This is a genomic window from Staphylococcus sp. OJ82 (assembly GCF_000294465.1).
GTDB lineage: Bacteria > Bacillota > Bacilli > Staphylococcales > Staphylococcaceae > Staphylococcus > Staphylococcus equorum.
The window spans coordinates 201,266-214,674 of record NZ_ALPU01000001.1 but is presented as its reverse complement, the minus strand read 5'-3'; the positions used below and the strand labels follow the sequence as shown (position 1 = coordinate 214,674).

13 protein-coding genes and 1 pseudogene are annotated in these 13,409 nt (G+C 30.6%); 11 read left to right on the top strand and 3 right to left on the bottom strand.

Going from position 1 to position 13,409, the window contains the following annotated elements:
* The first annotated feature begins 11 nt into the window (after positions 1–11).
* Entirely contained in the window at positions 12–659 is a 648-nt protein-coding gene (locus tag SOJ_RS01025) for an SdpI family protein (RefSeq protein ID WP_002506194.1), read from the top strand.
* Between the two features lie 79 nt (positions 660–738).
* Here the strand turns inward: SOJ_RS01025 and SOJ_RS01020 are convergent, their stop codons facing one another.
* From SOJ_RS01020 to SOJ_RS01005, 3 genes are all read right to left on the bottom strand, one after another.
* Positions 739–1,347 carry a stage II sporulation protein M gene (locus tag SOJ_RS01020; protein ID WP_002506193.1) on the bottom strand — a complete coding sequence of 203 codons (609 nt, stop codon included), beginning with the start codon at positions 1,345–1,347 and terminating at the stop codon, positions 739–741.
* A gap of 176 nt (positions 1,348–1,523) precedes the next feature.
* Complete coding sequence (locus tag SOJ_RS01015; RefSeq protein ID WP_002506191.1) at positions 1,524–1,832, bottom strand: hypothetical protein; 309 nt, start codon at positions 1,830–1,832, stop codon at positions 1,524–1,526.
* Positions 1,833–2,247: 415 nt separating this feature from the next.
* Positions 2,248–2,469 (bottom strand): hypothetical protein, encoded by a 222-nt coding sequence (locus SOJ_RS01005; protein WP_021339306.1) that lies wholly within the window; start codon positions 2,467–2,469, stop codon positions 2,248–2,250.
* Positions 2,470–2,871: 402 nt separating this feature from the next.
* Here SOJ_RS01005 and SOJ_RS01000 point away from each other — a divergent pair, with 402 nt between their 5' ends.
* The 10 genes and pseudogenes from SOJ_RS01000 to SOJ_RS00950 all read left to right on the top strand — a co-directional run bounded on the left by SOJ_RS01000 (position 2,872) and on the right by SOJ_RS00950 (position 13,324).
* Positions 2,872–4,467 (top strand): xylulokinase, encoded by a 1,596-nt coding sequence (locus SOJ_RS01000; protein WP_002506189.1) that lies wholly within the window; start codon positions 2,872–2,874, stop codon positions 4,465–4,467.
* A gap of 55 nt (positions 4,468–4,522) precedes the next feature.
* Positions 4,523–5,789, top strand: a pseudogene (locus SOJ_RS00990) (MFS transporter).
* A 20-nt stretch (positions 5,790–5,809) separates the two neighbouring features.
* Entirely contained in the window at positions 5,810–6,592 is a 783-nt protein-coding gene (locus SOJ_RS00985; RefSeq protein ID WP_002506186.1) for an SDR family NAD(P)-dependent oxidoreductase, read from the top strand.
* Between the two features lie 521 nt (positions 6,593–7,113).
* Positions 7,114–7,908, top strand: coding sequence for an SDR family oxidoreductase (locus tag SOJ_RS00980; protein WP_002506185.1), 795 nt, complete (start codon positions 7,114–7,116; stop codon positions 7,906–7,908).
* Between the two features lie 22 nt (positions 7,909–7,930).
* The gene (locus tag SOJ_RS00975; protein WP_002506184.1) at positions 7,931–9,814 is read left to right on the top strand and encodes a BglG family transcription antiterminator; all 1,884 of its coding nucleotides are present in this window, start codon (positions 7,931–7,933) and stop codon (positions 9,812–9,814) included.
* 3 nt (positions 9,815–9,817) lie between these two features.
* Positions 9,818–10,291, top strand: coding sequence for a transcriptional regulator GutM (locus SOJ_RS00970; RefSeq protein ID WP_002506183.1), 474 nt, complete (start codon positions 9,818–9,820; stop codon positions 10,289–10,291).
* On the top strand, positions 10,275–10,826 hold the full coding sequence (srlA, locus tag SOJ_RS00965) for a PTS glucitol/sorbitol transporter subunit IIC (protein ID WP_002506182.1): 552 nt from the start codon (positions 10,275–10,277) through the stop codon (positions 10,824–10,826). The genes SOJ_RS00970 and srlA overlap by 17 nt, the downstream gene beginning before the upstream one ends.
* A gap of 9 nt (positions 10,827–10,835) precedes the next feature.
* Positions 10,836–11,852: a PTS glucitol/sorbitol transporter subunit IIB gene (gene srlE / locus SOJ_RS00960; RefSeq protein ID WP_002506181.1), complete on the top strand. Its 1,017-nt coding sequence runs from the start codon at positions 10,836–10,838 to the stop codon at positions 11,850–11,852.
* A gap of 21 nt (positions 11,853–11,873) precedes the next feature.
* Positions 11,874–12,224 (top strand): PTS glucitol/sorbitol transporter subunit IIA, encoded by a 351-nt coding sequence (locus tag SOJ_RS00955; RefSeq protein WP_002506180.1) that lies wholly within the window; start codon positions 11,874–11,876, stop codon positions 12,222–12,224.
* A gap of 299 nt (positions 12,225–12,523) precedes the next feature.
* Positions 12,524–13,324 carry a Cof-type HAD-IIB family hydrolase gene (locus SOJ_RS00950; RefSeq protein ID WP_002506179.1) on the top strand — a complete coding sequence of 267 codons (801 nt, stop codon included), beginning with the start codon at positions 12,524–12,526 and terminating at the stop codon, positions 13,322–13,324.
* The last annotated feature ends 85 nt before the right edge of the window (positions 13,325–13,409 follow it).

Sequence of the window (13,409 nt, the reverse complement as noted above, 5' to 3'; positions counted from 1 at the left end):
AGGGTACGCTTTTGAAAGAAGTACTGAGACAGTCAAAAACAAGTTTATCTATCATTATTTTAGCAATTGTAACATGGTTAATTGCACTACCATTTTTACCTAATTCTATTCCAATGCAATACAATTCAAATGGAGATGTAAATTGGTCAGCTAATAAATTTTTAGCTTTCATAACAATGATTGGGATTATGATTTTTTGTTATATCATTACTAATATCAAAATATTTAAAGATAAAAATCAAACGACCTTTTCGAATAACGAATCTTTGAATCGATTGCTTAATCCATTAGTACATGGATTTATATATATAATTTCGATGGTTATGATTTTCAGTGCTTTAGGACAATCTGTATCTGTAGAATTTTTAGTTTCAATTTTTTTAGGTATTTTATTAATTATTGTAGGTAATTATTTACCCAAAGCGCCTAGAAATGGTTTGTTTGGTATTAAAAATAAATGGGTTAAAAGTAGTGAAGCAGTTTGGAAAAAGGCCCAAAGGTTTAGTTCGCGTGTTTATATCAGTGTTGGTTTAGCATTTTTAATCTTAGGTTTATTTAGTGTAATTAATTCAGTTATAACTATAGCTTTATGCATTATTTTAATTCTGTTACCATTTTGCTATTCATATTATTTATATCAAAAATTTGTTGCTGAATAATTGGAAAATTTATCCATAAAAAACACTCGTTTACTAATATTATAGTAAGCGAGCGTTTTAATGGTGCCATGTACTATAACTAGTTGAGTAGATTATAAATGAAGTGAGTAAGATAAGTTTCCATGAATGCTGAGATAATGTATAAGGGTAGTGCAATTAATATATAAACTTTCAATAAATTAGTTATAGCTATTTTAAAAGAAAGATTTGGTTTATTATTATTTCTGAAAATATTTGTGATTTTTCTTATTATTGATTTGTTCAGTTTATATAATCCACTGATAACAAAACACATTGCTAGTATTTCTATTATTGAGTGTGGAAAAGATGAAATAACCATTGTGCTGCCTTTATATAAATCAAAATGAACAACAAAACCAAATACAATACCTGTCATTATCGTCGTTGATAATAGGTTTACATAGTATAGAAAAGGAATAGGGAGCAATGATAGTATAAACATTTGTAAAGACACTCTAAAACCGTTATTTATTATGTATTGCCAAAGTTTATTTAAACCATAAGCTTCAGATATACCTTTATGTGATGAACTGCCTAAGCTTTTCAAAGTTTCATAGGATGGGCTAAAAATAATGGCTAAAATAAAAGTAAGGATAAAAATAATAACAGTTATAATATAAATTTTTATCGATCTCTTAAAATAATTAGAATCTTTGATATTCAGCATAAGAACCTTTCTCTTTTCATTTATTTAACTTTTTTATTTTAATGATTCATAGCTATCTTTCTTTTTCTTATTCATAGCTTTAACAAAAATCGGATAAAAAAGTAATAAACAAACGACTAACATTTTAGGTAACATATGTGACTTCCTCCTTTGATTCATGTAACATACAAAATTTTTTAACTAATAAGCACATTTATTACAAGCATAGCTAGACCAAAGTAAATATAAATCGGTTTAACTTTCTTTTTATTTAATAGAGAAAGTTGAATCATTGCTATTCCTAATAATATTAAAGTTCCTTCAAAATTTGACAGTTCAATAATTTTTAAAAGCCCTATGACTGCAAATATAATTAATAAAACGCTATTTAACATTAAAAACATAGCAGTTATTTTCTTCTTTAATCCTTCTGACTCGTTACGATCTATGAATAAAAACCACAAACTTATGGCGATACCATAAATTAGTGCAAGTATTTCTATCATTACGTTCATCATCTCCTTCTTTTCCTTTTCTTTTTATATTGATTTACTGCATATTTATAAACAGTCATTATAAATGCGAATAAAATAGTCGTTAGAATAGTTTTGATAATGTTATATTCATTTATAAAAATTAGGAGCAGTATGCTAAATATAATAAAGAATACGATTAAATTAAATATAAAATATTTAAGTAAGTTCATATGATATACTCCTCTGATTCATTTAATTGTCACTGTTTTAATTATTGTTATTTTCTGGTTTTAAAAAGATAAAGCAATAATAGATAGAAATTACCAGGAAATACTTACAAATATAAGTACTATATAGTCTTTATCTGCAATGAATTTGGGTACAGCAATAGCTACTAAAATAGTAAATAAAATCATGGCTATAATAGTTATTAACTCAATTATTTTCATTTTATATAATCTCTTTGACGCTTTTGACTATTCTCCGAGTTATTACGCCTTTTTGGAGCGACAATATCACTTAAGATACCGATAGCAGCAAAGCTTAATACGAATGCTAGTGACCAACCAGAAGAAATCCAGTCAGTCGACAGTAATAATATGCCGTAAGCGATGGCATATATACATAGCCCTATATGCATGTAAAATCTTAATTTAGTTCTATTCATATTTTTAATTGCCTCCAAACAATTACTTTATCAATTAATACCAAAACAAAAATTAAAAAACACTTTATAATTAAATTAACATGAATCTATTGGTTTTAATACTTAATTTTACATATATTGTTAGAAATATAATGCTTAAAAAAATAATAATAATTGCTTATGTAATATAAATATTGCTATATTATTCCATCTAAAAGACAGATTTGTAAAAGTAGATACTATATATTTTTTTGAAATTTCCTTTTTAATTCAAAATTAATATCATATAGGACTTATGAATAAAAATATAGTCTACTTTAAATTTTAATTTTTTTATAAGGGCAAAACTTTGACTTTCAAGAAATTTAAGCGTAATCTACGTTTTTGACACCGTTTACATATTGTAAAGAAAGAGGTAAGCAAATGGATATTGAAGTCTTGAAGGATTATGTTAACACTGGTCAACTTTCAGTAGGCATTGAATTTGGTTCGACAAGAATTAAGACTGTAGCAATTGACCCCCATTGCAATACAGTTTCTACAGGTTCTTATGAATGGGAAAATCAATATGAAAATGGTTACTGGACTTATTCAATGAATGATGTCTGGGTAGGTATTCAAAAAAGTTATAATGAAATGGCTCAAAAAATTAAAAATTTATGCGGTATACCTATCACTAATTTGTCATCTTTAGGCATTAGTGGAATGATGCATGGTTATTTAGTTTTTGATAAAAATGATGACTTATTAGTACCTTTTAGAACATGGAGAAATAACAATGCGAATGAAGCCGCTAAATTATTACGAAATGATTTTAATGTAAATATCCCTGAACGTTGGAGTATTGCCCAACTATACCAATCAGCTTTAAACAACGAAGATCATGTATCCAAAGTAAAATATATGACAACGTTAGCTGGTTATGTTCATTGGTATTTAACAGACAAAAAAGTGTTAGGTATAGGCGATGCATCTGGTATGTTTCCAATTAATACTGATAAAAAAGAGTTACGCGAAGATTTAATGGAGCGCTTTAACACACTATTTCAAGGATTAGGGTATCAACAAGATATTAAAGATATTCTGCCAGAAGTAATTGTAGCAGGTGAGTCAGCGGGATATTTAACAGAAACAGGTGCAAAATTGATTGACCCAAATGGCCAGCTGAAATCAGGTTGCCCAATGTGTGCTCCTGAGTCCGATGCAGCTACTGGTATGGTTGCTACAAATAGTGTCGCTCCTAAAACAGGCAATGTTTCAGCGGGAACAAGTATCTTTTCGATGATTGTATTAGAGCAACCAATTAAAAATGTATATCCAGAAGTAGACATAGTAACAACACCAGATGGTTATGATGTTGCTATGGTTCACGCGAATAATTGTACTTCTGATATTAATGCATGGATTGGACTTTTTGAAGATGTATTTAGAATAATGAATGTGAAATACGATAAAAATGAGTTGTTTACAAAGTTGTTTGAAAGCGCTTTTAATGGAGACGAAGATCTAGGCAAGCTATTATCATACGGATATATCTCAGGTGAATTTATAACAGATGTAAAACAAGGTTATCCAATGTTTTTACGTCATGTTAATAGCGATTTCAATATAGAAAACTTTATGAAAACACATATTTTTAGTGCTTTTAGTACTTTGAAAATAGGTATTGATTTATTAAAAGAAAAAGAAAATATTCAAATAGATACCATGTTAGGTCATGGAGGTATTTTTAAAACAGAAAAAGTAGCGCAATCGTTTTTAGCAGCAGCATTAGAGAGTCCGGTTAGTGTGATGAAGACAGCAAGTGAAGGCGGCGCATGGGGGATAGCTGTATTAGCACGATATTTGGTAGAAGAACAGCATAATAATTTAACCGATTATTTAAGTATCCACGCTTTTAAACATACTGAGCAATTTACTATAGAGCCTAACGAGAATGATATAAAGAGCTTTAAAAAATACATTCAACGTTTCAAATCATCTCTTCAACTGGAACAACAAGTAGATGAACACGCTTAATGTAAGTGTTAGTTACAGTGAATAAAGCATATTTTAATACGTAGGAGAGATTAGTGTGGAATCATTAAATGCAGATAAGCCGAAGCAATTTTTAGGTTTACCGAGAACTTTGATTTGGGGTTATGTTGCAATAGCCATCTTTATGACAGGTGATGGAATAGAGCAGGCCTTTTTATCTAAGTACATTGTTAATATTGGGTTTGAAGCCCATCAAGCTTCTACCGTTTTAACGCTTTACGGCTTAGTAGTAGCAATCGCATCATGGCTTTCTGGTATTTTAGCAGAAATTTTTAGTCCAAGAAAAATTATGATATTAGCTTTCATTATTTGGATTGTCTTTCATTATTTGGATTGTCTTTCATGTTGGTTTCTTAACTTTAGGTATAGAGCAGCATAGCTATACAATGATGCTGATCATGTATGGTATCCGTGGCTTCGCATATCCAATGTTTATTTATAGTTTCGTTGTGTGGATTACTTATTCAGCACCACGGCATCGTTTAGCTTCTGCGATGGGATGGTTTTGGGCCATGTACTCTGTTGGTATAGGTTTCTTAGGAACATATATACCTAGCTTTTCCATTCCTTGGATTGGCTTTATGGGAACATTGTGGTCATCAATAATCTTTATTTTAATCGGTGGATTGATGGCGATGTTCTTAGTTAAAGATAAAAAAGGTGAAGACAAAGAAGCTGATAAATTAACAGCAAAAGAAATGTTAATTGAGTTTGCTAGAGGTATTACCATTTTGAAAAATCCTCAAATAGCAATTGCAAGTGTTGTTAGAACCATTAATCAATTAGCCCTCTTTGGCTTAGTCGTTATTATGCCGATTGTATTTACAGACACCGTAGGATTTACAACATCAGAATGGTTACGTATATGGGGTCTCATGTACATTGTAACTATTTTCACTAATCTATTTTGGGGTGTTGTTGGTGATAAGATCGGTTGGGTTAGACAAGTTCGGTGGTTTGGGTGTATAGGTATGGTTATTTCAACATTAGCCTTTTATTACTTACCTATTTGGTCAGGACCTAATATTTGGATTGCTGGCAGTGTAGCTGTTATGTTCGGTTTTGCTGTAGCAGCTTTTGTACCGATGTCTGCGATTTTCCCTATTTTAGAACCTAATCATAAAGGTGCTGCGGTATCTATTCATAATTTATCCGCAGGCTTAAGTAACTTCATTGGCCCTGCTATTGCAACAATAACAGTTCCTATAGCAGGGCCTGAATTAACTATTTGGACATATGCAATTATTTATTTTATAGGATTTATTTTAACTTTCTTTATGAAAGTTAACCAACCTAATCATTAATTATAGAAAGGTGATATATTATGACAAACGTTTTAGAACAATTTAAATTAGATGAAAAAGTAGCAATCGTAACAGGAGGCGCAATGGGTCTAGGTAAATCAATGGCTACAGCATTAGCGCAAGCAGGTTCACATATAGTTATTGCAGATATAAATATAGCGGTAGCTGAAGAAACAGCAGAAGAAATTAAGAAAAACGAAAATGTTGAAGCAATTGGATTAAAAGTTGATGTTACAGATCCTGATGCAGTTAATAAAATGGTTGAAGATGTTTTAGGACAATTTGGTAAAGTTGATATTTTAGTAAATAATGCAGGGATGACGATTAATGCAAAAGCAGAAGAAATGTCATTTGAAGATTGGAATAAGGTTATCAATTTAAACTTAAATGGCATCTTTTTAGTAGCACAAGCTGTTGGTCGTGTCATGATTAAACAAGGATATGGTTCAATCATTAATACATCTTCAATGTCAGGTTTAATTGCGAATAAACCTCAAGAGCAAAGTTCTTATAATGCTTCTAAAGCTGGAGTAATCATGTTAACGAAAAGTTTAGCAATGGAATGGTCAAAATATAATATCAAAGTTAATACTATTGCACCTGGCTACATGAAAACAGAACTAACAAAACCATTCTTTGATCAAGGTGGAGAAATGATCGAAGATTGGATGGGCTTCACACCAATGGGACGTCCTGGTATGCCAGACGAACTAGGTGGTATTGTTGTTTATTTAGCATCAGATGCATCTTCATTTGCACAAGGTAGTGTATTTACTATTGACGGTGGTTATACGGCACTTTAATTCAACATATGATAATTATTAAATAGTAGAAATTACTTTAAAGTACCTAATATGAGGCTAAGACATCATACATGTCTTAGTCTCATTTATTATGTCGGGGTAGCTGACTGCTTTGAAAATGCACTTATATTAAGCTTTTAAAGAACCACTACCTCATTTATGAATACAAGTAGTTCTTATGCAAGATCTGTAACTCATATACGAAAAGTAATAATGGCGATATATATTCTAAAGTGGAACCATTGGAAACTATACACAAATCAATATAGATAGTCTAAGGTAGCTCATTGAGTTACCTTTTTTATTTGGATTTTATTAATGACTTTCAGTCAATGGTTCCATTATAATTTGAATTTTCCTAAAGAATATAGCCTTATACTTAATTAATTTATTGAAAACACTATCAACAATTCTTCTATTATTTGTAACTTTTCTTAAATATGCACAAATCTTTGTATTAATTATGTAAACGATTCCAAATATAATGAGGACAAATCAATTTTAGTAGGAGGACATCAGTTATGGATAGTTGGTTAGGTTTAGAAAGTAAAATTATAATTGTTACAGGTGGGAGCTCAGGCATAGGCAATGAAATCGTTAATAACTTATTAGATAATGGCGCAGTTGTTTATAATGCAGATCTGAAAAATAGTGAAGTAAATAATGAAAAATACAATTTTTTACAAGTAGATGTAACAAATAGAGACATCGTACAAAATGCTGTAGATGAAGTTTATTCCAAAGAAGGTAAGATAGATGTTTTAATCAATAATGCGGGTATTAACTTACCACGTGTGTTAGTTGATGAGAAAGAAGAACATCCTGAATACGAAATCAATAACAAAGATTTGGACTTTATGTTTGATGTAAACCTAAAAGGTCCTATTTGGTTCAGCCAAGCAGTTGCTAAATATTTTATTCAACAAGAACATGGCCACATTGTTAATGTTTCAAGTGAAGCGGGACAAGAAGGTTCTGAGGGTCAAAGTATATATTCAGCAACTAAAGCTGCATTAATTGGTTTAACTAGAAGTTGGGCTAAGGAGTTAGGCAAGCACAATATTAGTGTTGTTGCTATAGCACCAGGAATAATTGAAGAAACTGGATTACGCACCTCTCAATATGAAGAGGCATTAGCGTATAGTCGAAATACAACTGTAGATAAATTAAATGGGGATTATTCTAAATCCATTCCTCTAAAAAGAGTGGGGCAATTGAAAGAAATTGCTGATTTAGTATGTTATTTGAGTTCTACCAAATCAAGTTATATCACTGGTACAACAATTAACATTTCAGGTGGTAAATCCAGAGGGTAACCCCATAAAATAGGGGGAAATTATGAAATTAAGTGAAAAACATATAAAAATAGTTGAATTACTGCTCAATGACAATATTTCTCTCGAGAAATTATCATTTAACATAGAAGTTTCAGAAAAGACTATTTTAAATTATATAAAACAAATTAATCATTATTTTGATGGTTTGGTTGTTATATCTAAATATCATAGAACTCTAACGCTTTATATTAAGAAAGAGCAAGCGTTTTTTAATCACTTTGAAGATTTAGTGAGAAATAATGAGGAAAATAACTTTTCTAATTATAACGCCATGGTTGATATATTTTTTCAAATACTAAAAAATCATCCCATTACTATTGATGATCTTGCAGAGTATTATTTTATGAGTAAAACGAGCGTGAATAATTTATTGAGTAATCTCAAAATAGAAATAGATGGATACGATGTTTCAGTCATTGGTAAAACCAATGTAGGTTTATCTATCGGTGGGTTTGAGTATGATATTCGAAAATTAATTATTGAGAAATTCATGGATCGGTATAACAATACTGAAATAGAGGATAAATTATTTATACATCTAACTAAACTTCGCGAGACGTTAAAGCTTGATGAACAATCTTATAATCGTTTTCTTGTTTCTATATTGGTGACAATAGAGCGAATAGAAGAAAGTGAACTCATAGATGATGATATCACTTTAGACAATCATATTTTCTCTTCAAATGACTATAAGGAAATACTTTTTATTCGAGATTATTTGAATGAAAAATATCCAAATATTGATGTAGATAAAGAGATGATTTTAATCGTCATACAATTAATGGGACGACGTGCCTCTATATTAGATGAATTAATTTCATCCACAGATGAAGCACTAATTAATCGTATTATTTCAAACACAGTAGATGACGTTATTGAAAACTTTGCAATAGAAATAGATTATTCGTTATTTACCAAAGATATACGGTTACATATAAAACATTTAATCAACCGTATGCTTTTTGACATTAGACTTAATAACGAAATTTCTTATGATATGAAACAACGTTTTCCCTTTGCTTATGAATTGTCAAAAGTATTAGGTGAAAATATCACGAAAGAGATTGGTTTGGATGTTTCAGAACAAGAATTAGGATTCTTAACCATTTACTTCAGTATTTATTTGGAGCAATTAGAACAAGAATTAAATGAAATTTCTAATATTGCAATAGTGACAGATTATGGATTAAGTACCCTTAAACTGTTGAAAAATAATTTGTATAAAGTTTTTGGATCGAACATCAATATTACTACGATTGAAAAGGTAGAATTTAATGAACATGTAGTAAATGACTATGAGCTAATCATATCAACGACTAAAGAAAACAGACTTTTCAATAGAGTTATTTATATAGAAGATGCATTCGATGAACAATTATTAAAACTCAAAGTAGAACAATTTTTAATCTATAAAGATTTAAAAAGTAAAACTATTTTTAACAAAAGTGTCATTGTTGACAGCATGTCTGATAACGATTTGCATTATATAAATGAACTACTTAGTTATGAAGAAGTAATTGGGAAAATGGTAGATATTTTATATCACGAAAATAAAGTTGAGGACACTTTCAAAGCACATATTATCGAAAGAGAAAAAAGAAAATCTACAGTTAATAAAAATCTAGGTTTCCCACATGCTAGTCAAAATAGAGAAGGTATATATATCAAGGTCGCAATTTTAGAAAAAGGGTGCATCGATTATCCTGAATTAAAAATTGTCGTACTTATAGCTACTCCTGAAAGAGTTGTAAATGAAGCATTATTAATTCGAACGTATGAGGAAATATTGAATTTATCAACAAATGCATTTTTAATTAATAAGTTTTCCGAGAAAACTACCTTTGCTGATTTTGCACAATTATTAAATCAAGAAATGAGGAATTAAGTTATGTTTTTCATAATACTCATCGTATTAGCTGCAGTTGGTTTTGTTGTTCAATATTTATTGGGACTTTTGCAGATAAAAAATTTCACGAAAAATTATACAGATTTACGTAGTAATGGTCGCGTGGCGATTGGGAGAAGACCTTCAATATTTAAAGCAGGAACATTGGTTTTATTCCAATTAAACGGAAAAAATGAAATTGAAGAAGGCCGTTACATGCAAGGGGTAACAGTATTTTCTAAGTTTCGTAAGCTAGAAGGGTTAGAAGGTTTTAAATTAAATAAAGTTACTGATAAAGATTTGAAAAATTATAATAAATTACTAGTTAAAGCAATATTAGATGCTCAACACACACTCAATATTATTGATAAAGGTGGAGAAATTGAAAAAATTCCATCGCCTTTGATGAAAGCAGTTAAAAAGGTAAACAAATTATTTAAAAATGAAAGGGGTATGAAACATGGATTACATCGTTAAATTCGCAGAAGGATTTATAAAATTATTCCAAACGGGCGCGGATACATTTATTGATTGGATGGGGACAATAGTTCCATTAGTACTTATGTTATTAATAGCTATGAATACTCTAATTCAACTGATAGGTGAAGACCGTATTAATATTATTGCACAAAAATCAGCACGTAACCCATTTATGAGATATTTAGTTTTACCATTTTTAGGATCATTTATGTTAGCAAATCCGATGGTTCATTCATTAGGAAGATTTATGCCAGAAAAATACAAACCGAGTTATTATGCATCTGCAGCACAGTTCGCTCATACAAGTAATGGTATATTTCCACATATAAACCCAGCTGAATTATTTATTTTCTTAGGTATTGCCAATGGAATACAACAATTAGGTTTACCAACAGCTGACTTAGCAGTGCGTTACTTATTAGTAGGTTTAGTTATGAACTTTATTGGTGGTTGGATTACTGATTTCACAACAAGTTACGTAGAAAAGCAACAGAAAGTTAAACTGAGTAAAGAAATTAATTTGGAAGGTTGAGGTGAAAAAATGAGTAAACAAGTAGAAATCGTAAAAGGTTCTGGAGGATTTGGTGGTCCACTGAAAATTGCTGTAGCAGGCAAAAAGAATAAATTAGTTTATATAACTGGTGGGCATAAACCTGCAGTTGTGGATAAAATTGCTGATATTACAGGAGCAGAAATTGTTAATGGATTTGAGACATCAGTGCCAGATGAAGAAGTAATGGCAACTGTTATAGATTGTGGTGGGACACTAAGATGTGGTATTTATCCTAAAAAAGGAATACCTACTATTAATATTATGGCTACAGGCAAAAGTGGACCATTGCGTCAATATATTACGGAAGATATTTATGTTTCTAACGTAGATGAAGGACAAGTATCAGAAGTGTCGGAAACAGAAGAAACATCTTTGAGTGAGAGTACAACTCAAAAAGATAATACATCAGCTGAAAAGGTAGCTGGCACTTATTCCAAAGATAAAAAAATTATGGAAACACGAGAAGGAGAAGTAAACAAGTCATTCTTAACTAAAATTGGTTTGGGTGCAGGAAAGGTTATAAACACTTTTTACCAAGCTGCTCGTGATGCTGTAGATACAATGCTACATACCATACTTCCATTTATGGGATTCGTAGCTTTATTGATTGGTATTATCCAAGGATCTGGTATCGGTGACCTTTTCGCACAAATTATGTCACCTCTTGCTGGAAATATATGGGGGCTATTAGCTATAGGATTCATTTGTTCATTGCCATTCTTAAGTCCTTTGTTAGGCCCAGGTGGGGTTATTGGCCAAGTATTAGGTACTTTAATAGGTGTGGAAATTGGTAAAGGCAACATTCCTCCGAATTTAGCATTACCAGCTTTGTTTGCAATTAACACACAAAATGGTGCTGATTTTATCCCTGTAGGTTTAGGATTAGCAGAAGCGGAAACGAAAACAATCGAAGTAGGCGTTCCCTCTGTTTTATATTCAAGGTTCTTGAATGGTATGCCTCGTGTATTTGTAGCTTGGATCGCAAGTTTTGGATTATATAAATAAATTGAAGAAAGGGTTTTAAAATTGTATAAAACGTTAGTAAAAAAAATCGGGCAAGATGCAGGAGCATTTGAAGAAGAAAAAATGATTATATTATTTGGAGACAATGCCCCTGAAGAATTAGCAGATTACTGCTATATTATTGAAGTGCAATCTGTTGAAGATAGTATTACTGAGGAACAAAATTTTTATATAGATAATACAGCATTTGATATTACCAAAGTAGGTTCAGCAGTTAATAAAAATTTAAATGATTTAGGTCATATAACGGTGAAATTTGATGGCGGCACAGTGGCAGAGCAATCTGGCACACTATATGTTGAAGATAAAGATATTCCAATTATTAAAGAAGGTTCAGAGATAGTAATTAAGTAATTTCAATTAATTCCCGGGAAATAATCTACTAACTCATAGTTTTGTTTATGTTAATTTTGAGTATAGTTAAGAGTCATTTAAATCCTTAAGGTAATTTGAGGCAATTCCTGACTAGTTAATAAAGAAATAGTTGAAACTTATTTCCAACTAAACTATACACAAATCAATATAGACAGTCTAAGGTAGCTCATTGAGTTACCTTTTTTATTTGGATTGACGTATCAAATAAAGATAAATATTATGGTTTTCATTTATAAACCGATACAATTATCTTAATTATGATTAAAGGGGAATTTACAATGGATATTAAACTGATTGTTGCGGACATGGATGGAACATTTTTAAATAATGAAAGTCAATTTAATAGTGAATCATTTCAATTATTAAAAGAAAATTGCGAGAAACACAATGTTCGGTTTGTGTTTTGTACGGGGAAACAGTGTGAGCGTGTCGAAAGTATTATTGGGGATTTAGCACAAGATACGTTTATCGTAGGAGATAGCGCAACAAGAATTAAATTTAACGGTGATTTTATTTATAATGCCACGATTGAAAATAGTAAAGCTAAAAAAATTATTCAAGTAATTAAAGATATTGATCCAGCGCAAACTGTACTTGCATGTACCGCATCTGGTGCATATGTCTTACAAGATACACAAGAATCAGAGAAGATATTGGTACATGGCTCATTCCAAAATGTAATTTATATTAATAGTTATGATGAAATTGAAGAAGATATTTTAAAAATTTCTGTACACGATGCAACAGGTAAGTGTAAAGAGACTGCAAAGCAGATTAAACACTATGAGTCAGAGGTTTATATCATCGCATCTGATGAAGAATGGATTGATATTGCAGATTTAGGGGTTAACAAGGGAACAACTATTAACCGAATTCAAAGTTTACTTCAAATCAGTCCAGCAGAAACAATTGCATTTGGCGATGGCTTAAACGATATTGATTTATTTAAAGCAGCGAAATATAAAGTGGCCATGGATAATGCATACCCAGAGTTGAAAGCAGAAGCCAATTTAATAGCTATAAATAATAATGCTGATGGCGTAGTACAAACATTGAATTTATTACTAAATTTTAAATAATAAATATATATAATAGTTTTTAACAATAAGTAGTTGTTTGTGTGATATTATCTATCTAGTACATATGTTTTTTAAATATATGAAT